The 21,222-nt window shown below is 46.1% G+C and carries 21 protein-coding genes; 11 read left to right on the top strand and 10 right to left on the bottom strand.

From position 1 onward, the window contains the following. Nucleotides 1-24 precede the first annotated feature (24 nt). From ACESLK_RS19950 to ACESLK_RS19935, 4 genes are all read left to right on the top strand, one after another. A complete protein-coding gene (locus tag ACESLK_RS19950) occupies nucleotides 25-1,338 on the top strand; it encodes an amidohydrolase family protein (RefSeq protein ID WP_373231458.1) in 1,314 nt (437 codons plus the stop codon). A gap of 94 nt (nucleotides 1,339-1,432) precedes the next feature. Continuing rightward, nucleotides 1,433-2,521 (top strand): ABC transporter substrate-binding protein, encoded by a 1,089-nt coding sequence (locus tag ACESLK_RS19945; RefSeq protein ID WP_373231457.1) that lies wholly within the window; start codon nucleotides 1,433-1,435, stop codon nucleotides 2,519-2,521. Nucleotides 2,522-2,629: 108 nt separating this feature from the next. After that, nucleotides 2,630-3,325 (top strand): NAD(P)H-dependent oxidoreductase, encoded by a 696-nt coding sequence (locus tag ACESLK_RS19940; protein WP_373231456.1) that lies wholly within the window; start codon nucleotides 2,630-2,632, stop codon nucleotides 3,323-3,325. After that, nucleotides 3,322-4,677 carry an amidohydrolase family protein gene (locus ACESLK_RS19935; protein ID WP_373231455.1) on the top strand — a complete coding sequence of 452 codons (1,356 nt, stop codon included), beginning with the start codon at nucleotides 3,322-3,324 and terminating at the stop codon, nucleotides 4,675-4,677. The genes ACESLK_RS19940 and ACESLK_RS19935 overlap by 4 nt, the downstream gene beginning before the upstream one ends. 69 nt (nucleotides 4,678-4,746) lie before the next feature. Here the strand turns inward: ACESLK_RS19935 and ACESLK_RS19930 are convergent, their stop codons facing one another. Continuing rightward, on the bottom strand, nucleotides 4,747-5,778 hold the full coding sequence (locus ACESLK_RS19930; RefSeq protein WP_373231454.1) for a zinc-binding alcohol dehydrogenase family protein: 1,032 nt from the start codon (nucleotides 5,776-5,778) through the stop codon (nucleotides 4,747-4,749). Nucleotides 5,779-5,831: 53 nt separating this feature from the next. Here ACESLK_RS19930 and ACESLK_RS19925 point away from each other — a divergent pair, with 53 nt between their 5' ends. Beyond that, complete coding sequence (locus tag ACESLK_RS19925) at nucleotides 5,832-6,275, top strand: winged helix-turn-helix transcriptional regulator (RefSeq protein ID WP_373231453.1); 444 nt, start codon at nucleotides 5,832-5,834, stop codon at nucleotides 6,273-6,275. 171 nt (nucleotides 6,276-6,446) lie between these two features. Here ACESLK_RS19925 and ACESLK_RS19920 read toward each other — a convergent pair whose 3' ends face one another. After that, nucleotides 6,447-7,193 carry a hypothetical protein gene (locus ACESLK_RS19920; protein WP_373231452.1) on the bottom strand — a complete coding sequence of 249 codons (747 nt, stop codon included), beginning with the start codon at nucleotides 7,191-7,193 and terminating at the stop codon, nucleotides 6,447-6,449. Nucleotides 7,194-7,304: 111 nt separating this feature from the next. Between ACESLK_RS19920 and ACESLK_RS19915 the strand changes: the two genes are divergently transcribed. From ACESLK_RS19915 to ACESLK_RS19900, 4 genes are all read left to right on the top strand, one after another. Continuing rightward, nucleotides 7,305-8,456, top strand: a complete 1,152-nt coding sequence (locus tag ACESLK_RS19915) for a hypothetical protein (RefSeq protein ID WP_373231451.1) — start codon at nucleotides 7,305-7,307, stop codon at nucleotides 8,454-8,456. Nucleotides 8,457-8,559: 103 nt separating this feature from the next. Beyond that, nucleotides 8,560-9,084: a DM13 domain-containing protein gene (locus tag ACESLK_RS19910; protein ID WP_373231450.1), complete on the top strand. Its 525-nt coding sequence runs from the start codon at nucleotides 8,560-8,562 to the stop codon at nucleotides 9,082-9,084. A gap of 44 nt (nucleotides 9,085-9,128) precedes the next feature. Next, nucleotides 9,129-9,425, top strand: coding sequence for a GyrI-like domain-containing protein (locus tag ACESLK_RS19905; protein WP_373231449.1), 297 nt, complete (start codon nucleotides 9,129-9,131; stop codon nucleotides 9,423-9,425). A gap of 186 nt (nucleotides 9,426-9,611) precedes the next feature. After that, nucleotides 9,612-10,010 carry a helix-turn-helix transcriptional regulator gene (locus ACESLK_RS19900; protein WP_373231448.1) on the top strand — a complete coding sequence of 133 codons (399 nt, stop codon included), beginning with the start codon at nucleotides 9,612-9,614 and terminating at the stop codon, nucleotides 10,008-10,010. Between the two features lie 41 nt (nucleotides 10,011-10,051). Here ACESLK_RS19900 and ACESLK_RS19895 read toward each other — a convergent pair whose 3' ends face one another. From ACESLK_RS19895 to ACESLK_RS19860, 8 genes are all read right to left on the bottom strand, one after another. Next, the gene (locus ACESLK_RS19895; protein WP_373231447.1) at nucleotides 10,052-11,095 is read right to left on the bottom strand and encodes a HupE/UreJ family protein; all 1,044 of its coding nucleotides are present in this window, start codon (nucleotides 11,093-11,095) and stop codon (nucleotides 10,052-10,054) included. A 246-nt stretch (nucleotides 11,096-11,341) separates the two neighbouring features. After that, complete coding sequence (locus ACESLK_RS19890) at nucleotides 11,342-13,495, bottom strand: metallophosphoesterase (RefSeq protein WP_373231446.1); 2,154 nt, start codon at nucleotides 13,493-13,495, stop codon at nucleotides 11,342-11,344. A gap of 150 nt (nucleotides 13,496-13,645) precedes the next feature. Beyond that, on the bottom strand, nucleotides 13,646-14,431 hold the full coding sequence (gene phnE / locus ACESLK_RS19885) for a phosphonate ABC transporter, permease protein PhnE (protein ID WP_373231445.1): 786 nt from the start codon (nucleotides 14,429-14,431) through the stop codon (nucleotides 13,646-13,648). Continuing rightward, on the bottom strand, nucleotides 14,428-15,291 hold the full coding sequence (phnE, locus tag ACESLK_RS19880) for a phosphonate ABC transporter, permease protein PhnE (protein ID WP_373231444.1): 864 nt from the start codon (nucleotides 15,289-15,291) through the stop codon (nucleotides 14,428-14,430). Before phnE (ACESLK_RS19880) ends, phnE (ACESLK_RS19885) begins: the two co-directional genes overlap by 4 nt. A gap of 19 nt (nucleotides 15,292-15,310) precedes the next feature. Beyond that, on the bottom strand, nucleotides 15,311-16,057 hold the full coding sequence (gene phnC, locus ACESLK_RS19875; RefSeq protein WP_373231443.1) for a phosphonate ABC transporter ATP-binding protein: 747 nt from the start codon (nucleotides 16,055-16,057) through the stop codon (nucleotides 15,311-15,313). A gap of 85 nt (nucleotides 16,058-16,142) precedes the next feature. Continuing rightward, nucleotides 16,143-17,153: a phosphate/phosphite/phosphonate ABC transporter substrate-binding protein gene (locus ACESLK_RS19870; RefSeq protein ID WP_373231442.1), complete on the bottom strand. Its 1,011-nt coding sequence runs from the start codon at nucleotides 17,151-17,153 to the stop codon at nucleotides 16,143-16,145. A 67-nt stretch (nucleotides 17,154-17,220) separates the two neighbouring features. Next, nucleotides 17,221-18,072 (bottom strand): HAD-IIA family hydrolase, encoded by an 852-nt coding sequence (locus tag ACESLK_RS19865; protein ID WP_373231441.1) that lies wholly within the window; start codon nucleotides 18,070-18,072, stop codon nucleotides 17,221-17,223. 25 nt (nucleotides 18,073-18,097) lie between these two features. Continuing rightward, nucleotides 18,098-18,667, bottom strand: a complete 570-nt coding sequence (locus tag ACESLK_RS19860) for a glycerol-3-phosphate responsive antiterminator (protein WP_373231440.1) — start codon at nucleotides 18,665-18,667, stop codon at nucleotides 18,098-18,100. Nucleotides 18,668-19,503: 836 nt separating this feature from the next. Between ACESLK_RS19860 and ACESLK_RS19855 the strand changes: the two genes are divergently transcribed. Together ACESLK_RS19855 and ACESLK_RS19850 are read left to right on the top strand one after the other, a co-directional pair. After that, nucleotides 19,504-20,382 carry a phosphotransferase gene (locus ACESLK_RS19855; RefSeq protein WP_373231499.1) on the top strand — a complete coding sequence of 293 codons (879 nt, stop codon included), beginning with the start codon at nucleotides 19,504-19,506 and terminating at the stop codon, nucleotides 20,380-20,382. A 166-nt stretch (nucleotides 20,383-20,548) separates the two neighbouring features. Further along, a partial coding sequence (locus ACESLK_RS19850) for a hypothetical protein (protein WP_373231439.1) occupies nucleotides 20,549-21,222 on the top strand: 674 nt, incomplete at its 3' end.

Genomic DNA, 21,222 nt, shown 5'->3' with positions numbered 1-21,222 from the left:
GATCTGGAAGCCGTCAACGCAAGGTTGCCCCTAGCGCAGGGCGGTGGTTTGTTCAAGCTAACAATCAAGGACGGAAAGTGGTCTTCCGTTGAGGCTCAGGAAGAGATCGTTGTCTCGGATCGGCATGTGCCGATCTCCAAACTAAACTTCGAGGAGCTTCGGACAGCCCGGGAGATCGATCTGCAGGGGCGGGTTCTGCTGCCTGGATTCGTAGACGTCCATATGCATCTGGACAAAGCATATTCTCTCGCTCATGTGCGCAATCGCTCGGGAACTCTCCTGGAAGCGATCGAAAATTACCGTTCCATCTCCCCGACCTTCAGCAAGGAATCGATCAGGGAACGGATCGTTAAGGCTGCGCTTCGGGCAGCTTCCTTCGGCAGCCTTACGCTGCGCAGTCATCTTGATGTCCCCCTCCATCTTGACCGCGAGGTTGCACTGCGAACGGTGGAGGCAGCTTTGGAGGCGAGGGAGATCGTGAAGGATTTCGTGGACATCCAGTACTTTCCGATGTATTTTTACGATCCCGCCCAACAGCTGGGGCTCACTGAGTTCGCCGAGGAGACGCTGCGGATGGGCATCGATGGCATCGGCGGAGCGCCGCATCTGGCGCCCGACCCGGAAGCGGGAATTCGCTGGGCGTTACAGCTCGCGACGTCGTTTGACCTGCCGATCGATCTTCACAGCGACGAATCCGACGATCCCGATGTTAAAACGATCGATCTCTATTGCGACCAAATCCTAAATCATAACTATGCGGGAAGGGCGACTGCGGGCCATCTGTGCTCGCTATCCGCGATGGCTCAACAGGAGGCGGATCGACTGATTGCCAAGATGGCGGAGGCGGGTATTGGAGTCGTCACGCTCCCCGCCGTCAACCTGTACCTGCAGGGCCGCGGCGATCAGGGCAATGTGAGACGCGGTCTGACGCGGGTCAAGGAGCTGATGAAAGCCGGGGTCCCCGTAGCGGCGGCCTCCGACAACATCCAGGATCCATTCCATCCGTTCGGTCGGGGAGACATGCTTCAAATGGGTCTTATGACTGCTTATGCCGCACATCTGGCTCGTGAAGAGGATATCGTTACGGTGCTGCGGATGCTGACACATCTCCCGGCGACCATCGCCGGTATTCCTGAATACGGTGTTGCTGCCGGCAATCCGGCGGGATTCGTCGTCTTAGACGCCGAATCGGGAGAGGAGCTCTTTCAGGAGCTTCCCGCCACGCGCTGGGTGTACAACAAGACGCGCTGGATTTATGCGTCCGAGTTGAAGCGGCAGTGGATGGACCCGTTATCGAACACTGCGGCTGCAAGTCTCGGATCATCAGCGCTGCTTTAGAGCTTCGAACCCGGAGAGGTTGAATTCCTTGATGCTTATCCGCGCAACAAGCGGATGCATAAATAGATATTCAGAGGATAAGGGAGGAAGAAACATGCTGGCAAAAGGTTCTAGAGGCAAGAAGATCAGATTAGGAGTACTATCTCTACTCGTGTTAGCTGTCATGGCGCTGTCGGCCTGCGGGACAGACAAGAATGGAGGAGCCTCTTCTCCGAGCAGTGTATCGCCGAGCAGTGTATCGCCGAGCAGTGAATCGCCGAGCAGCGAATCGCCGAGCAGCGAGCCCGCGGAAGTCAAGATGACTAAAGTCACGCAGGTGACGAACTGGTTTGCGGAGCCGGAGCATGGCGGGCAGTATGCAGCGCTCGCTAAGGGCTTCTACAAGGACGCGGGGCTTGAAATGACAATCCAGTCCGGCGGCCCGGGGGTTTCCGCATCGCAGATCGTAGCTTCCGGTAAGGCCGAATTCGGAATGGGGCAGGCGGACGAGATCTTGATCGCGCGGGAAAACGGAATTCCGCTCGTGGCAATCGCGGCGACATTCCAGAAGAACCCCCAAGGCATTATGTATCATAAAGGTAAATACAAGGACATCTCCGAGTTGAACGGTCATAAGGTATACGTAGGCAGTGGTGTAGCATTCTGGGAATATCTCAAGAAGGCTTTTAAGCTGGACAAGGTGGAGGAGATGAAGTATACCGGGTCTCTGGCCAATTTCGTTGCCGATCCGGACTCCGCTACGCAAATCTATGTAACCTCCGAGCCGTTCTCGATGCAGGAGGAGGGAGTGGAAGTCGATTATTTCCTCAATTACGATCTTGGCTATAAGCAGTACGGAAACATTCTTTTCACCACGGAAGACTACATCAAGAACCATCCGGATATCGTTAAAGCTTATGTAGAAGCATCCATCCAAGGTTGGGATTACTACAAGGACAATTCCGAAGAAATCAATAAGGGAATGCAGGAAAAAAACCCGGATCTGAAGCTGGAAGCGATGGCGTTCGGCACAAAAGCCCAGGAGCCGCTTATCTATGGCGGGGATGCGGAGACAAACGGAGTCGGTTACATGAGCAAGGACATCTGGGAAGGACTGCAGAAGCAGTTGGTCGATATTGGCATTCTGAAGAAAACCGAGCCGCTTGACGATGTGTTCACGAACGAGTTTCTTCCCGGAAAATAAAGAGTTGTCCGCGCAGGGAGCGCGGCAAGAAAATAGGTATCGAACAGGGGGCCGTACGCGTTCGCGCCGCGGCTCCTGTCGTAATGTCAAAAGATAGGAGGGGCGAGAATGGCGAAGGTCTTAATCGTCTATTTCAGCGCATACGGACATATCCACCGGATGGCTGAAGCGGCTGCAAAGGGAGCCCAAGACGAAGGGCACGAGGTGAGACTTGTGCGCATACCGGAGTTTCGTTCCCCCGACAACGTAACGGCAATGCTCGACCATCCGAGCCGCAGACAAGACAGCGGGGAAGACTCACTGTCCGGCAAATTTCGTGTCGGTGCAAGATGGGAGAAGTATGAGAAGTCCCAAATGGAGCAGAAGGAGGTGAGGGAAGCATCCCATGACGATCTGCGCTGGGCGGACGGCATTGTCTGGGGCTTCCCGACCTATTACGGTTCGATGCCGGCGCAGGTCAAGTCGTTCCTCGACATGTCAGGCAGTCTGTGCGCAAGCGGAGAATTGGAGGGCAAGCCGACCGGAGTCATGACGAGCGCCGGTTCGATCCATACCGGACACGAGGCGACGATATTGACCTCGATTGTACCTCTGCTTCATTTCGGTCTCATTTATGTCGGTCTTCCTTACTCGCAGAATCCCGAATATTTGACGGCGGACGCTATCGGCGGTTCTCCTTACGGGCCCTCTACCTTGGCGGGGCCGGACAGTTCGAGAACTCCTGACGAGCGCGAGCTGATAATGGCAGGCAGGCTGGGTACCCGCGTGGCGCGATTCGCCGAAGCGACAAAAGGCATCAAATGAATGGCGGGGATGAGATGATGAACTTTTATGATTTGATTGTGAGAAATGTTGTCCTCCTAACAGGAGACGGCGCAAGTGTCGATATTGGGATACGGGATGGGTGTATTGCGGGAATGGGTCAGTTAACCGGAGCGGCTGCCGCGGAGACGCTCGACGCGGAAGGCAGGCTGCTCGTGCCTCCGTTCGTCGAGCCGCACGTCCATCTGGATACGGCGCTGACCGCAGGTAATCCCGTCTGGAACGAGAGCGGTACGCTGGCGGAAGGGATCGAAATCTGGTCATCACGCAAAATGACGCTCACGAAGGAGGATGTCATCGCTAGAGCGGAGCGCACGATTCGCCTTTATCTCGGATACGGTGTCCTTCATCTGCGTTCGATGGTCGACATTGGGGATCCAAAGCTGACGGCACTGGAAGCCATCATGGAGATCAAAGAGCGCTATCGCGGGCAGATCGAAATTCAGGTCACGGCATTTCCCCAGGACGGAATCATGTGCTGTCCAGCTAATGAGGAGCGGATGAAGGAAGCGCTGCGAATGGGTGCGGACGGAGTGTCCGCGGTTCCGCATCTGGAGAACACCCGCGAGGAAGGGGTGATGTCCTTGCGCAAGGCGTTCGACCTTGCTGATCGCTTCGGTGTGTATGTTCATGTTTTCTGCGACGAAACGGATGACGAGAATTCCAAGTACCTGGAGGTGTGCGCCTCTATGGCGCTGTCTACGGGGATAGGCTCTCGGGCGACGGCGGCGCATGCAAACGCCGCTGCTTATTATAACGAATCCTATTTCCAGAAAGTCATTGGGCTGGTCAAACGATCCGGCCTCTCGATCGTCGCATGTCCGCTAATTAATAGTGTTATGCAAGGTCGCTATGACGGCTACCCTAAGGGAAGAGGAATTACGCGTATCAAGGAATTTCAGCGCGCGGGGGTCAACGTTGCGCTATCTCATGACGATATTCGTTCACCGTTCTATCCCCTCGGTACGGGCAATCCGCTAGACGCCGCCCACATGGCTGCCCATCTAGCCCATATGAGTGGACGTGCCGAAATGCTAAGCCTGCTCGGGATGATCACGGAGGGAGGGGCTGCGGCGATGAATCTCGAGGCTTACGGTTTCCATGGCGGCGTCTTCAAGGATAGAGCCCCCGCCTCGTTTCTCTTGTTCGACGCGGAGGACGCCGGCGATCTGATCCGCCAGCGGCTGGCGCCGCGGTTCGTATTCCGAAGCGGTGCCATTATCGCAGAAACGTTGCCCGCGGTCACAAGCCTGCAGGTCGTGAAAGGCGAGAATGAGCGACTCATTCCGGTGCGGGAACCCGAGCTTATCGATGCAAATGGGCGTCTTCCCTAGACAGTTGTAAAAAAAGGGTTGAGCCGGGATATGCTCAACCCTTTTAAGATATAAGAAAGTATTCATGACTCAGAAATGTTCTACCACGACTTTGCCCATAGATGAACCCGATTCAACAATAGCATGAGCGCCTCGCATCGTAATGGCATTGATTGGCTCCAAGCGTTTGGTAAGTGTCGTCTGTAAGATACCGGCGTCAACCATCTCAGCCACTCGATTCAGCAATTTGTGCTGTTCGATCTGGTCCTCTGTCTGGAAGATCGGCCGGGTGAACATCATCTCCCAGACGAACGTCGCGCTCTTGAACTTCAGCTGGGTTAAATCTACCGGGCCTGTGGCATCCACAATTCCGCATATTTTGCCTTGTGGAGCAATGGTCTCTACCATCTGGTTCCAATAAACATCCGTGCTGCTTAAGTTGAAAATATAATGAACATGTTCATGACCTATCGATTGCAGCTGCGGCACTAATGGCTGTCGATGATTGATCGTATGATCGGCCCCCATCCTGAGTACCCACTCGGACGACTCCGGACGAGACGCAGTTCCGATTACAGTCAGTCCTGCCCATTTACCAAGCTGAATGGCAATGGAACCAACCCCTCCCGCCGCTCCGATGATGAGCAGCGATTTACCGCGATTTCGCTCCGTGTCCGTTGGGATGCCCAAACGATCGAATAAAGCCTCCCACGCGGTGATTGTCGTTAACGGAAGCGCTGCAGCTTCAGCATAATCAAGCGAAGCCGGTTTCCTGCCAACAATTCGTTCATCCACCAGATGAAATTCGCTATTACCTCCAGCCCTTATATAACTTCCCGCATAATATACTTCGTCGCCAGGTTTGAAGATCTTGCAATCTGGACCTGTCTGCTCGACAACGCCGGCCACGTCCCATCCAATTACCTTAGGTTTATGTTCGACGGTATCTTTCGGAGCTCGGACGATGACATCTACCGGATTAACCGATATGGCCTTTACCCGGACAAGAAGATCGCTACCGACAGCAACCGGCTTATTCAGTGTGATGTCTAATAGGCTCTCGGGATGGTCAATCGGCAAATATTTATAAAAACCAACGGCTTTCATTGTTTTATTTGGCATTATCTTTCTCTCCTTTGTTCAGCTCCCCATTCGACCGGTCAGGTTGGGTTTACATGCCCTATCATAATCGTTATAGTTTCGTTAGAGAAGTACGCACTTATTTGTATACTACTAACCGGATGGTTAGGAAGGGGATCGTGCAGATCATGCAGAGTATGTACAGAATCAATCAAAGACAGTTTCAATGTCCCATTGAATTGTCTATCCATACGATCTCTGGCAAGTGGAAAATGACCATTATCTGTCGTCTTTTGGAAGGGAAAAAGAGATACGGAGAGATCAAGAAAGAGATTAGTGGCATTCAACATAAAGTGCTTGCGGAACAGCTTAGAGAGCTTGAGGAAGCTGGGATTTTGTTGCGACAGGAGTATCCTGCGATTCCCCCGAAGGTCGAATACGAATTGACCGATCTGGGGAAAGGGATGAAGCCGCTTATGGATTTTCTGGAGCAGTGGGGTCGGCAATTTGAAGTGGGGACGGAACAGAAATCTTTATGAATAATATGGGAGAACAGAAATTAATGGAAATTTAGAATGGCATCCCAAGAGATTCGACCGTCATGCTTCAGCGAGAACATGCGTCGCGATAGAAACGGCAACGACATAGACTAAATCGTAAAAGAGCTCTAGACAATGGACAACTTCAGCTACTCTTTGGACAGATTGGGATCAGAACGGAGTTAGTGGACCCTTTCGTTGTTGTGGTTTTTTTTTGTTGCTTTGCCTCCATACTCCAGCTGCTATCCAAAGACACCCAGTAGCAACCACTAGCCCGTGAGCGACTCGGATTGGTTGAGTTCCCATAAACTGCGGAAGGTACATCAGGAACCCTAAAGCGAGAGGAATACCGCTCCATTTTGGCATGATACGAGATTTCCAAATTGCAACGGCTGCCAGGATTGAACCGACGGCCATTAATACAAGCCCTGAGAGGATCATGAAGAAACCGGGCCCAAAACGGACATCATTAGCGAGGCTAATCAAGTCGGCACTTTGCTGCTTGATTGCTTCCAGGCCAATTGCATTCAGGCCGAAAACTTCAGCTCCATAAAACGGTAGTGTCAGACCTGCACCCAGCCAAGTAAAGACAAGACTGCGGAGTGCTAGGTGTTCTACAAAAGTGTCTTGGAGTGAGATGTAAAGCCCAAACAGTCCTGCCGTCAATAAGACGAAGGCTAGAATTGCCATAACGTGTGCTACGATCCAATTCGTGGAAGCGAACGCCGCAGCACCCAACAAAGATGTCTCATCAGAGAAGGGGCGAAGTGTAGGATATAAGACAAACAGGATCCCAGCGACAGTTAAAGCCATGACCGAAAATTGAATACGATTCGTATTCGCGGCGGATCTTGATACGACATGATTGTCCTTATTTGCTATGTTGATATTCTTTTCCGTACTTATGTGCTTTTCCATGTTGATGCTCCCTTCAACATAAATATAAACTAACCTATGTATTATATTAACTAATGCAATTAGTTTTAGCAACTGTTTTATTGCCCTATCAGCACAAGATAGCTATCAAATGTGCTTGGCAAGACAATAGAAATTAAATTAAAAGGAACTCCTATATATGTATATGGTACAAAAGCAATCAGCCCGGAAGAACAAGAAGAAACCCTTTCGGAATGGGTCGTCGTTCTAGACGATGGACAAATTCAGCGTTTTCATGTCCATTCGCGCAGCGGGCGAGTGGAAGAAAAGACAGTAAACACTCCCCCGGTCACTCTATCCATTCCACATTCTATCAAACCTGCGAAGATACAGATAAAATTAGGAGAGTTCCCACCAGGCGAAGCTTTGCGGTGGACAACCCCTCTGTCCATTCGGGATGATCTGCAGGTTTTTGTGGAACGCAGCGGGGATGTTGTTTTCTGGAATGAAGGAGAAATAACCAGATTGTCCGTGAATGCCCTGCCGGATACACGTATATTGGTGGACGATAAAGAAAGATTGCTCGTACTGACTAACCCAACGGAGCAGTACCAACATGGCATATTGGGAGATGCTACAGAAGCAGGAGGTTTCGTCATCATTGATGCGAATGAAAGGAAGGTTATTCAATCGATGATGGTCCGTTCGCCTGATGTCATTGAAAGTCTAAGCCCTCTTTGGACAGATTGGGATCTGGACGGAGAAAGAGAGATTGTTCTTACCCTTAGCAACGACAACACAGGCGCAAGACTGGCTTTGTTTCGTGAATCAGGCGAGTTATTGGCTGAAGGATCGCCGATCGGTGCAGGGCACAGATGGCGCCATGCACTGGCCATTGCTCCCTTCGGCCCTGATGGTCATATAGAACTGGCAGAAGTGATGACCCCGCACATTGGGGGGACATTGCAGTATGTTCGCTGGGACAAAGAAAATAAAAGGTTGACATCTGTAGCGTCTGACAAGAGTTTCTCTACCCATGATATCGGAAACCGAAATCTGGAGATGTTTGCTGTTACAGATTGGGATCAGGACGAAAGGCCTGAACTGATTCTTCCAAATCAGAGTAAAAATGAACTTATGATAGTCAAACGCACTTCTGAAGGAAGCCGGACTGTCGCTAGTTTCGATCTGAACGGCAGATTAAACACCAATATCGCCGTGCTTACGACTTCTAATGAAAAGGAAGCTCAATCCATTGTTGCTGCAGCCACGAAAGAGGGAAAATTCATTTTATGGTTAAATTAGATTTTGAATATTCTGTAAGACTTAATTAATGTTTATGTTATAAACTTCTAATGTCGAACGGTTATCGTAGAAATAGATATGACAATAAGGGAGTGTTCTGAACATGAAACACTGGAAGAGATACGCGTTCACCGGATTAGCAATTGTCTCTATATTCGTTGTTTGGCGGCTGGCTTCACCGCTCTTTCTCGATCATATAGTAAATGAAGAGCTGCCCATTCAAGCGGAGACAGGGATCGGTACTGCACGTGAGACGCTTCTGGAAGCAAGTACTTCGTCAAAGACAGAAACGACTCGACCGGTTGCGATGCCATATTCCGGTGAATTCAGGGATGCGGATCAGTCCCATCATGCGGCAGGGATGGTGAAGACGGTTCAGTCGGGCGATCTATCTTATTTGAGATTGGAACAATTTGATGTGACCAACGGACCGGATTTATATGTATACCTGACCAAACCCGGAAGCAGTGCTGCAGACGGTGTACAGCTTGCGAAGCTGAAAGGAAATATCGGGGATCAAAATTACGAGCTGCCGGAAGACATCGACTTATCCGAATACAGCACTGTTGTCATTTACTGCAAAGCGTTCAGTGTTGATTTCGGGTATGCGGAATTGAAGCCTTTATAGAGGGGAAACCACTTTGATGGGAAAAATATCAAATAGAATCCGACATGGAATACTGTATCATCCTTGATCATGCAGGCCCGGAATCCGTTAATACGCGCATCATTCCTGAAGGTGATTATATTACCGCCCTCTATTGCGGGATTCCAAATGATGTTTCTTGCAAGCGGATTTACAGTAAGCTTCTGCAGTGGATCGAGGAAAACGGATACGTCGAAAACGGTGCATCTATCGAGCATTACATCGTCGATATGGCACAAATGATGAAGCCGGAGGAGTTTATCGTCGAGCTGCAAGTTCCTGTTAGAAAATGCTGTACCAATTTGAAGAAAATTTTATTGTAGAAAGCAACAAATTTACTAAACGGTTTGGTGTGACTGCAACGCCTTTGGAATCTGCCTTAGAGAAAACTTTGCAATCAATCAGTCGGAGCAACTACAAGCTGGTTTAGGTGCCCTTAAATTTCGCGTTACTTGTGATACGATGAACCGTATCACAAGTGAGGTGAACTAGCTTTCTTTAAGCTATCTTTGTTTATTGCTTTGTTAGGTTCGGCAACCGAGCAGATGGAGAGGCTCCGGATCGGCCGTAACAGTCAAGAGTTAATACATGAAACGAAAGTATATATCGAGCAACACTTTAATGATCCGGATTTATCCTTGCAGCTGCTTAGTGATCAATTTAATACCAATCAAAGCTATTTAAGTCGGCTGTTTAAGGATGAATTCAGCGAGAATTTCGTTGATTACTTGACTCGCATACGGATTGTGCATGCCAAGCATCTATTGAAGACTACGGATGATCTCATTCAAGATATCTCGATACAAGTAGGGTATCTTCATTATTTTTCATTTAATCGGGTATTCAAGAGAGTCGTTGGGGTGACGCCAGGTGAATATAGGAAACAATCATATGATGAGAGGACTTAAGGTATTCTGCTCCGGTATCTCAATTGTTATCACTGACATGATCAGAACGATACCATTTGCAGGTTGAATACTCGCTCGACAAGCCAGATCAAACCAAGGATAAAGATGACTATGGATGCGTAAGCGGTTATTCTTCTTGTTTCGAATTTATTCCTGAGCAGGTGCAGAACGGGCAACAGGATGAAAAAGATGATCAGCTGTCCGAGTTCCACGCCGACATTAAACGAGACAACCGAGAGGACAAGATTCGATTTTCCTGCGATGAACTCCTGGAGAACGCCGGCAAATCCGAATCCGTGAATCAATCCGAAGACGAATGCTGCCAGCCACCGATAATTGACCTGTTTTGCCAACATGTTTTCAAGAGCGATATAGCAGATGGAAAGGGCAATCACGCTTTCGATAAACCTGGAGTTTAGACTGATAACCTGCATTGCCGCAAGCAGCAAAGTAATGCTGTGCGCCACGGTGAAGGAAGTGATGATCTTTATAACTTCCTTGAAGGGCAACCCAATGACAATTAAAGCAACCAGAAATGCGATGTGGTCAAAACCGATCAGGATGTGTTTGATTCCAAGTACTAAGAAGGTATATATGCTCGACCATAAAGTTTTGGATTCAACGGAGAATTCCCTTACGGTATTGCCCGGTTCGAATGTGTTCTGTAAATCCGGTTGATTATGATCAAAGACCCAATCGTCATTAGCATCGGAAAAATAGAAAAAGGCGATATTCACATGGTTATTGCTTGTTTCTTCAAATAAAAGCCTGTAATCTATCTCCACCTTGTATGGCTGATCAAAACTAATGTCGCTTACCCCTAGCCATATTGTCCATAATGCTCCGTCTCTCTCTAATCTGTCTACCTTTACTGGGTAGGATTGGTCATTGACAAAAACCGATAGCTTCTCGTTGATGTAGGGTTGAATGATGCCGGTTGTCAATTCCCGAAGCTGTACATTGGTAAGGCTATCAAGATCATAGCCCCCGTCCTTGATCCCTCTGATTTGCGTAAACAGGGAGGAATCGAGCTCAATGGCGGACTGAATGTGGTTCTTGCCAAGGTACCATTTTGACCCACCCATATTTATGTCGTGAGAGAAGGCAGTGGGAGCTATTAAAAGTGATAAAGCGATCAGGATCAATAAGGATAAGGATAGATTTCTGAACCCCTGTACATGCATGACAAACACCACCATTTCTTCTTTAAGTTATTGAAAAAGCGGAATCCCTGCTGCGCAGCCAAAATAGAGGATCGGTGCCAGCAACAAAGCGCTGGCGCCGATCCAAGGAGCTGCTCATCTTTTCGATTTGGGACGGTATGGGTTTGTTTACAGAGGGTCCACCGACACATCGTCGAAGTAGCTATTCTGGTTCCCCCAACAATACAAAGCTACTGTTCCAGTCACGAGGGAATTGTCCGTAATGGGTCCGCCAAAGATATCGATGCTGTCCTGGAACACCTGAATCTGGTTGCCAATGACTTTCACTTCGAGGTTGGTATTGGCGCCCTGAGTGTACCCCGGTACTGTTGCTGTTTTCAGAGTGGTTTCGACGCCATTGACGACTTTGAACAGCTTAACGAAATTACGCTGCTTGTCCAGGTCGAGTTTATAGTAGTTGTTCTGGTTCTGGTAGCGGAACAGGAGGCCGATTCCGTCGTCGTCGGTGGAGCGAAGTACGGAGGCAAACGAATAGTTCGTCCAGGAAAAAGCTCCGCTATTGTTGTAATAGGCAAAAGTTCCTTTGCGATTGCTAGTGGAGGAAACGTCCGGACCGTAGATATTGGAAGACTGCTGTACTTCCCCTCTCACCACCGACCAATTGGAAGGTGCGGAAATCGTTCCCTCGTCTACAACCGTCCAGCCGGTAATATTGCCGTCATTGAAGTCGTCCGACATAAGAGCATCGGCAGGTTGAACACGAACATCTTCATAATAACAATTTTGGTTCCCCCAGCAGTACATGGCTACAGTTCCACCGGTAAGATCGTTATCCGTCACCGTGCCAAACAGACTTGCACCGTTGAGAGTGACGGTAATCTTTCCATTCCTGACCGTGGCTTTCAGTGTCATATCCGAACCGACAGTGTAAGCTCCGGTAGAAGTAGCCAGGGTGGTTTCAACTCCATTTTTCATTTTGAACAGCTTGCGGAAATTCCTTTGGCTGTCCAGATCCACTTTGTAATAGTTACTGGGGTCCTTGTAGTAAAACATGAGGCCGACTCCGTCGTCATCCGTGGATTTTAGAATGGCTTCGACACTGTAATTATTCCAGTTCATAGCAGATGTTTTGTTATAATAGGAGAAGGTTCCTTTCCGGTTATCAACTGCGGGAACATCCGGACCGAAAATGTTGGAGGTCTGTACGGCCCTTCCGCTGCTTACCGACCAGCTGGAAGGGGCAGAAATCGTTCCTTCATCCACAATCGTCCATCCGTTCAGATTCCCGTCATTGAAGTTGTCAAGCAGCACCGGTTTTGTTGGAGCTGCCGGCGTACCAAGTTCGACATCTGTATGCAGGAAGTCGTTTTGCCAGTCGGTTTTGTATTGATTCAGATAAGGAGAATAGCTGGTCCCTTTCATAGTCCCGTTAACCGGATCGATTTCCAGCAGACGTAAATAACCGTTTCCTCCATTGGTTTGGTTCTGGTAGTTGGCCAGCATCTGGTAGACCTTGTTTCCGTGGTCCCCAACCGTGACACGACGACCTTGACCGTCGTTCAGAACGTGTCCATTAACTACAATCGATATATTAGGATGCAGCTTGACAAACTTCTGCCACATTTCTTCCCCGTCATTGACTCCTCCCGGTTCCGAAGCTACACCGTAACTATGCGGATTCCAGCTATGACCGGCATTATAGCGGGTCTCATCGGAAAACATATAGGCATGCGTTACCACAATTACCCGGTGGTTGGGATGAGATGCAACGACTTCGTTAGCCCAATCCAGTACGGGATCTCTTGGTCCAAATTCCAGAGAGAGCACCAGCCAGTTGGTTCCCCCGGCGCTGAAAGTATGATAGTTATTGTCATACTTGTTCGGTTCCGCAGGATAAACTCCTCCGAAAGTCGCGGTCCCGGAATATTTGCTTTTTGGAAAATAGGTGTTGAATAAATTGGTATCCCGCGTATCTGCTGAACCGTTGGTACCCATATCATGGTTTCCGGGTGTAACCGAGTATGGAACGACGCCATCCAAAGTTCGCATGGCATCCCGAGCAACATCCCACTGGGTGGTGTTGTTATTGTTTACAATGTCTCCCTCGTGAATTACAAACTTGATGTTCTGTGCCTGCCAGTTGTCGGCAATCCATTGAGTTTGTGCACGATAGATATCAGGATAGCTTGCCGAATAGTTTTGGGTATCCGGCAGGATGGCAATTTTAAACGTTGACGAGCTGGCCTGTGTCTGGTTGGAGTACTGGAAATAGAAAAACATCATCATAATCATCATCACAAAAACGAGCCTTATTGCTTTCATCTTATTCTTCCTCCTTTTATTTTTTAAGGATCGAAGTCCGAAAGACAGCGCCGTGTGGTCCTTCCATCTCAGCCAAAACCGAAAAAATCTCCGTCACATCCTTTCCCCACTAACATCCGGCCTGTACCTCGCTTCAGCCTTGGCTGATGATTAAATGTTCTCTAACTGTCGTTTAATAAATCTAGTTATATATTCAATGGAAATAATCAAAGCAAAAATAACAAATGTAGCACCTAAGGCTGCATCCAATCGAGAAGATTTTACAGCGCTTAGCAATACCCAACCAATGCCGCCGGCTCCGACAACCCCAAGTACTGCAGCATAGCGAACATTAATGTCAAAGCGGAATATGGACCAGGTAATGAAAATACTCATTATGGATGGAAAGACTCCCTGAAAGATGACTTGAAGCGGACTAGCGCCGGTTGAACGTACCGCTTCAATTGTAGCCATATCCATCTCTTCGATGGATTCCGCGTATACCTTCACCAACATTCCAATACTGTTAACAGCTAGAGCCAGAATTCCTGGTGTAGGGCCGAACCCCACAGCAATGATAAACAGGATGGCCCAAATCAAAGCCGGTACCGCCCGAACAAAAGCTGCAAACATTTTGATAGAGTAGCTGATCAAAGGATGTGGAGTTAAATTTTTAGCCGCTAATACAGCTAGAACAGTGGACATAATAATTCCCAGGATCGTCCCAACCACGGCGACCTGAAGGGACTCGACGGCTGCTTCCAGCAAATTGAGAGGTTCATCGAAACGCGGCGGCAGCATTCGATTCAGCATATATTTCCCGCGCTCAAAAGAATCCAGCAGCTTTCCCCAACTCATATTCAACTGAGAGAAACTGAAAATAAAAAGAACTATGATTATAAAAAATGGATTCGGACGTTTAAAATGATCGAACCCATTTTTCGAGTTTTTTATCATAAAATATATTCCCTTAGTTTTAATGTAATAAATTCCACGATAATAATCAGAATAAAGATCAATAGGATTGCCGTGGCTGCTTGTTGATAACGAAACAGGTCCACACTAAACTGTAAAGCATATCCGATCCCGCCAGCACCGATCATACCTAGAATAGATGCTTCGCGAATGTTAATATCCATTTTATAAAGGGTCCAGGACACAAAGCCGGGTTTAAATTGCGGCCAAATGGCCTGACCGGCAATTTGTAACCAACTAGCACCTGTGGCTTTCAGGGCCTCTACTTGTCCCCTATTAATTTCCTCCAGATTTTCCTTATAGGCTTTTCCTAATATCCCGATTCCGGAAATCCCGAGCGCAAGTGCGCCGGCAAACGTCCCCATACCGAAGGTAACTACGAAAAACATCCCTAAAACGAGAGCCGGAACCGAGCGAAGGAAGCTAATAATCGCTGTAAATACATGTGCTGCAATCGGATGAATCGATGTGGTAGTAGCTGCCATAAAGCCAAAAGCAATGGAGAAAACCATCGCAATAACCACCCCGACAATACTCATATATAATGAATCTAGAGCGGGACCTAGAAATTTTTTGAAGACGGTCAGGTCTGGGGGGAACATATCAAAGAATACAAAAGAGAAAATATTGCTAAGGCCTCCCCAAATAGATAGGATGGAGAAACCTGTGTCAATCCATGACCAAACTGCAATCAATCCAATAAAAGCAGCTATTGTCATTTTTTTAGCTATCCTGGTTCGCTTTCCCTGTTGGTATTCCTCGTAAGAAGACGCTGCTGAATTCTTAGTGCTGATGGCATCTTTCTTCTGCGTACTTAAAGATTCCTGATAAGAATTCATCATAAAGCACCCTCTTCTGCAGTTAATGATAGATTACTTTTGTGTCTGATTCTGTCAGATCGCCTGGGTGACCATTAAAGACGATTTGGCCGGCTTTCACGCCAACAATTCGATCCGAGTACTCTATGGCAAAATCGACTTGATGCAGATTGACTATGGCAGTAATTCCATCTTCTTTGCATATCTTCCGCAAGTAATCCATCACAGAGCGAGAAGCTGCCGGATCCAGACTGGCGATCGGTTCATCGGCCATAATAATGGATGGTTTTTGACAGATTGCGCGGGCGAGTCCCACCCGTTGCTGCTGTCCGCCACTCAGCTCGTCAGCCCTTTTATAAGCCTGATCTTTCAAACCGACTCGATCCAAAATATTCAGAGCCATTTCCACGTCATTTTTTCCAAACATACCCAGACACCCGCGCAAATCTCCCATATAACCCAAGCGACCATGCAAGACATTCTGGATGGTTTGCATTCTCTTAATTAAATTGTGGCTCTGAAACACCATGCCTATTTTTCTGCGAATATTTCTTAATTTTTTCCCTCGAAGCCTGACAATGTCTGTATTTTCAAACTCGATTGCTCCGGATGTCGGCTCCACCAAACGGTTGATACAACGAATCAACGTGCTTTTTCCAGCTCCGCTAGGTCCGATGATCGATACAACCTCTCCTTTAGCAAAAGATAAATTAATATCTTGTAAAGCTTTCGTTCCGTCTTTGTACGTTTTATAGAGTTGTTTAACAACTAAATGCGGATGTTCATCCATGTTGTAACTTTTCCTCCTAATCCATAATGGAAGACAGGGTTATATGTGAGTTTCCGGGATCAGCGAAAACTCACATATATTTTTGTTATTTCACTAAATCTTCAGGCGCCATCTCAAGCCCTGCTGCTGTCATGCGAACCACTTCATAAGCATCATCAGCAATTTCAACATAACCGCCTGCATGCCCCGTGTCTTCTAAATACGCTTTTAACTCAGGCACATTAGCTACATTGTAAAAAGCGTCTTTAATGGCCACTTTTAAGCTTTCCGGCAAGTCTTTTCGTACAGTAAACGGAGGCAATGGAATAGGATTAGTCTTTTCGAAAATCACAAGTTTGTCCATATTCGGATGATCTTTGTTTTCGTTGATCACCATGTTATAAGTGATGTCATATACAGCCGCTGCATCTGCATCCCCGTTTAGGACCGCTAATACGGATGCCTCATGATTGCCGGAGAAAGCGACTTCGCCAAACATGCCATCGACTTTATCGACAGGTATACCGAGTTCGTTTACCAGATGCGCTTTCGGAAATAAATGTCCGGAAGCAGAGGTAGGATCGGCCCATAAAAATGATTTTCCTTTGAGGTCCTCCAGCGTATTAATACCCGAATCCTTTAACGTAATGAAATAGGAGTAATAAACCGGTTCTCCTCCAGCTTTAATTCCACCGGCAAATGCTTCTGCACCTGCTCTTGAAGCTGCATGGATATACGCAAAAGGTCCAAAGTATCCAAGATCGGAATGGCCGTTACGCATAGCTTCTACAGCAGCTGCATAACTTGTCGCTGGAAAAATTTCAACAGGAATTCCTAATTCACTTTTAAGATATTCTGCAAATGGCTCATATCTTTTCGTTAATACACTTTGATCTTCTAAGGGGATAGGGGTAAATACCAGCTTGTCAGGCCATTTATCTTCACTTTCCGTTGTGTTTTCCGTTGTACTCTGCCCGCTGGTTGAAGCTGTTGGAGTAGAAGCTTGCACTTCTTTTTGACTGGAACAGCCACTAACTATTGGAAGTACTAATAACGCAATTAATGCAAAACTAAACCAGACAATCTTGTTAAATGTTAATGTTTTTTGTGCCATCATTTCATTTCCACCTCGTCGGATTGGTATTGTCATTTTTCAGGCCTCATACATGGTTTACCTATTTTTACTAATTCCCCTCGATCATCCCTTGACATGCATTTTGTAAATATTCATCACTCCTTTCAATTTGAGAGAGCTGATTAAGCTGTATGAGTAATTCCGTTAGACTTTTACAAATGAAATCTGCTTCTATTTCATGATGCAGCCAAAATGAACTGTATCTAAGCCAAATTGTATATAACCCAAGGCTTTTTCCGCCTAAGATATCTGTTTCGGGATTATCTCCTATAATTGCTGTAGCATCTGCTCGACAATCTATGATTTCTAAGGCTTTATTAAATAGGTAAGGAGATGGTTTTCCGATCACTTCCGGGTGAATACCCACTACTTTTTGTAAGGAAGCAGTAAGAGCCCCTGTTTCAGGTACGTTCATTCCATTTTCAATAGGATGGTGCCCATCTAAATTAGAAGTAATAAACCTTGCTCCCTTCTGAATGAGAAGAGCTCCATCCTCAAGCTTACGGTAATCAAATGAAAGGTCTCTGCCGATTAAAACAACATCACACGGAGAATCAACGTTAAAACATAACTCATGCCCGGAACCCTTTATTTTTTCTTTTAAAAAATCTGAACCAATGACAAATATCCTGCATAAACCATATTTTTCTTTGATATATTCGCCAGCAAATTTAGCAGGTGTGATAATTTGTTTACTCTCTGCATGAATACCTAAATTTAAAAGTTTGTCAGCAATTTGCACTTCACTCATAGATGAATTATTAGTAATAAAAGCAATTTTCTTCTCTTCTCGATCGAGAAAATCTAATAATTCAGAGGCCCCCGGCAACAATTCGTTACCAAGATATAAGGAACCATCCAAATCGAATAAAAAACCATCTAGCTGCCTTGATATTTTCATAAGCGAAATTCTCTACCTTTCTCCATCATTTTTCATTTAAGTCTAAGTTCCAAAGAGCCGGGGCTCCTGAAACAACAGCATCAGCGCCTGCGTTTAATGCCACAAAGATCTCTTGCTTTTCTTGTAAAAGTCCTCCAACGACTAAGGGTAAAGCGACTTCTTTTTTAAATTGTGAAATTACTTTTGGCATAAGCCCAGGCATCATCTCAACAGCATCTGGCTGATTGGCTAGCGAGTTACGAATACCTACAGATAAAGCTTGTGTATCAAGCATAAAAACGTGTTGAATAGTTAATAAGCCAGATTGTTTTGCCGCCTTAATAATGTGATTTTTTGTACTAATAATTCCATCAGGGTTAACTTTATTTGCTAAAAAAGAAATGGATTCTTTGTCATTAGCTAACCCTTTAATTAAATCTACATGGAGAAAAACATTTTTTTTATAACGATGAATGTCTTCTACAATGTCGGTAATGTTAGATAATTCTCCACACATCATAAACACTGTATCTACTGATGAATGAAGGGCATAGGATAAATGCTCAATCTCTCTTACTGCCGCTATTATTGGATGATTAAAGAGATTCTGACTCATTAGGTTACCTCCATCGGTCTTATTTGCCTTTATAAATAAAACAAAAGAACCTTATCCTATCAAAAATAAGTAGTGAAATAGCTAAATAGATCACCACTTTTTTTGACATGAACAAGGTTCTCTCAAAGGTCTCAGCCTGTCATGTAACTATATTATTAATTTTTATTGTACAGATGAAATGTATGCCTAGTGTCAATATAGTGCAAATAAATTGTAAAATTATGATAGGCGTTAAGAACGAGACGAATAATCTTTATTTATCAGTTTTCATGCAGGTAAATCCATTCCTTTTTCCCAAATCAAGATGTTATCTTCCTTCTGTTAGTGTGACATGATAAGTGATCATGAAATAAGCCTATATATCCGAATAAGAGTACGATAAACAATAACGAAGCTATAATGAGGCCTTTAATAAATGCTCTTATTTTTGAACGGCTCCAGAAAGCGGTGCGATTTGGCATAACCAAACATTAATCTTACAATGACCCTTGAAAGTGTTGATGCTCTTCAAAGCTTTAAAAAAGGTTTTTTGTGTTATTTCTTCAGCAATGGATTACATTCCGACTTAACGAAAGAACAAACAAGTAGATATCTCGAAAATATAATTTGTAGACATTTTCAAAATCCGTCTATAGCATTTCGTTATAATTTTTGTTTAGCTTGACTCTAATGTCGGGAGATATTTATAATCAAACTGTGCAAGTAAACGTTTACGTAAGCGTTTAAATTAAAGCGTCATTATTGGGTTCTATTTCATCTCCAAAGTTGTAATTGTCTCTCATGTGATTCTAGTTTTGCCAACTGAAAATTCGAAGTGGGGGTGGATCCTATTGAGCATGAAAGTTGAAGAAATAATTCGCGAAGTACCAGAACTAAACCATGAATTTTTAAGTTTTGAAAATCTTAGAGGAGGGCTGTGCAACCAAACCTATAAGGTACAAACGAAACAGGGTACATACGTTCTACGCATCAATAGCAGGCAAAATGAGTATTTGAACCTGACACGCCGCTCTGAAGTAGAAGTGATGAGGAAGGCAAACCGCGAAGGATTTGCTCCTAAAGTGATTTCCAGTAATCATCCGGAACAATTCGTAGTCACGGAATTTATTGAAGGTCGAATGCTTGAGAAAGATGATCTGAAAGACGGTAATATCAAAGGAATGATTATGGATCGCCTCAAACGAATACATCGTATGGAAGGTCAAGGTAGAACATGTACTCCTTACGATTTAATTTATGGATATTTGAAAGGCGCAGATCAGTTTCAAGTCAAGCATCCTGATGGATTAAACCGAATTTTGCATCGAGTAGAGAAAATCGCGCATAGTCGGAGTAATGACAAAGAATATAACAACAAATTCTGTCACAATGATTCCTTTTTATGCAATATGATTTATACAGGTCAACACTTGCAAATCATTGATTGGGAGTTGTCGGGAGTCGGAGATGTGTTTTTCGAATTGACGCTCATTCCGTTTACAAACCAGTTCAGTGAAACAGATGAGCGTGAGTGGTTGAAGTTATACTTCGGATATTTCGAGGAGGAGACATTCCACATTTTTCAGGACATGAAATTCGTGGCGATGGTTCGTGAGGTTGCGTGGGGAATGTTTTACAGCGGGCTTACTAAGGGGGAAAGTTACCATGACTTTGATTATTACAAGTTTGCAGAATATTGCATCCAGCGAATAGAACAAGGGATTTATCAATTATAAGGGTGCATTTAATAATCACAGAAGGGCTGTCCCATAAGTCATAACCGATGATTTTGGCGTTACAATCATTTATGGTAGAATACGAGAGAGACGAAGTACGTCCTGATCCACCGTACAAACACGGGGGTTGGGGCGTTTTTCATTTTTATCCGGAGGAGGAATAGGAATGAGATTTGAAGAAGCGCATGCCGCATTTATTCGGTGCCATCTAAATCTTCGGGCAGGAGAGCGCAAGGGTCGTTTGGAAAGGGGGCACGGTCATGGAGAAAAGCTCTTTTGTCAAAATATTTGGTGGGAGTTAAAGGGGAATTTTGAAGGGCTTCATCCGGAATACGAGGTAACGGATTGGCGTGGGAAGTCCTACTTTGCGGATTTTGCCTATAAAATCCCTGGATGGAAAGTCACGCTTTTATGGGAAATTAAAGGCTTTAACAGCCACGTTAAGGAAATGGATCGAAATAAGTTTTGCGGGGAGTGCAGGCGAGAGCTCTATCTCGAGGCATTTGGCTTTCGTGTCATTTCCATCGCATATGACGATGTGGAGGGCAACCCTGGGCTTATCGTCGCTCTTATGCGCATGCTTTTAAGCCAGTATGAAACGAGCCAAACTCCAGTAAAGCGGGCCGTTTTTGAGGAGAACGAAGTGATCCGTCTGGCTGCCAGCCTAGCTCGGCCAACCCGTCCTAAAGATGTGGGGGATCACTTTGAGATCAATCATCGTACAGCAGTTAGGTTATTGAGATCTCTTTGCGAGAAAGGATGGATGGCCCCCGTTGCGAGAGGAGCGGGAGAGCGAATCGTCCAGTATGAGTTGACGAGAGGGGGATTGGAGTCGATGTG

It is taken from the genome of Cohnella sp., assembly GCF_041640265.1.
Taxonomy (GTDB): Bacteria; Bacillota; Bacilli; order Paenibacillales; family Paenibacillaceae; genus Cohnella.
This window is presented reverse-complemented; position numbering and strand designations above follow the sequence as displayed.

Bases quoted from the DNA above. Each gene is read 5' to 3' on its own strand.
- ACESLK_RS19935 (WP_373231455.1), top strand. From the start codon at position 3,322: ATGAATGGCGGGGATGAGATGATGAACTTTTATGATTTGATTGTGAGA.
- phnE (WP_373231445.1), bottom strand. From the start codon at position 14,431: ATGATAAAAAACTCGAAAAATGGGTTCGATCATTTTAAACGTCCGAAT.
- ACESLK_RS19870 (WP_373231442.1), bottom strand. From the start codon at position 17,153: ATGATGGCACAAAAAACATTAACATTTAACAAGATTGTCTGGTTTAGT.
- phnE (WP_373231444.1), bottom strand. From the start codon at position 15,291: ATGATGAATTCTTATCAGGAATCTTTAAGTACGCAGAAGAAAGATGCC.
- ACESLK_RS19855 (WP_373231499.1), top strand. From the start codon at position 19,504: ATGAAAGTTGAAGAAATAATTCGCGAAGTACCAGAACTAAACCATGAA.
- ACESLK_RS19945 (WP_373231457.1), top strand. From the start codon at position 1,433: ATGCTGGCAAAAGGTTCTAGAGGCAAGAAGATCAGATTAGGAGTACTA.
- phnC (WP_373231443.1), bottom strand. From the start codon at position 16,057: ATGGATGAACATCCGCATTTAGTTGTTAAACAACTCTATAAAACGTAC.
- ACESLK_RS19910 (WP_373231450.1), top strand. From the start codon at position 8,560: ATGAAACACTGGAAGAGATACGCGTTCACCGGATTAGCAATTGTCTCT.
- ACESLK_RS19895 (WP_373231447.1), bottom strand. From the start codon at position 11,095: ATGGGTGGGTCAAAATGGTACCTTGGCAAGAACCACATTCAGTCCGCC.
- ACESLK_RS19925 (WP_373231453.1), top strand. From the start codon at position 5,832: ATGCCCTATCATAATCGTTATAGTTTCGTTAGAGAAGTACGCACTTAT.
- ACESLK_RS19865 (WP_373231441.1), bottom strand. From the start codon at position 18,072: ATGAAAATATCAAGGCAGCTAGATGGTTTTTTATTCGATTTGGATGGT.
- ACESLK_RS19920 (WP_373231452.1), bottom strand. From the start codon at position 7,193: ATGGAAAAGCACATAAGTACGGAAAAGAATATCAACATAGCAAATAAG.
- ACESLK_RS19905 (WP_373231449.1), top strand. From the start codon at position 9,129: ATGGAATACTGTATCATCCTTGATCATGCAGGCCCGGAATCCGTTAAT.
- ACESLK_RS19890 (WP_373231446.1), bottom strand. From the start codon at position 13,495: ATGAAAGCAATAAGGCTCGTTTTTGTGATGATGATTATGATGATGTTT.
- ACESLK_RS19860 (WP_373231440.1), bottom strand. From the start codon at position 18,667: ATGAGTCAGAATCTCTTTAATCATCCAATAATAGCGGCAGTAAGAGAG.
- ACESLK_RS19940 (WP_373231456.1), top strand. From the start codon at position 2,630: ATGGCGAAGGTCTTAATCGTCTATTTCAGCGCATACGGACATATCCAC.
- ACESLK_RS19930 (WP_373231454.1), bottom strand. From the start codon at position 5,778: ATGCCAAATAAAACAATGAAAGCCGTTGGTTTTTATAAATATTTGCCG.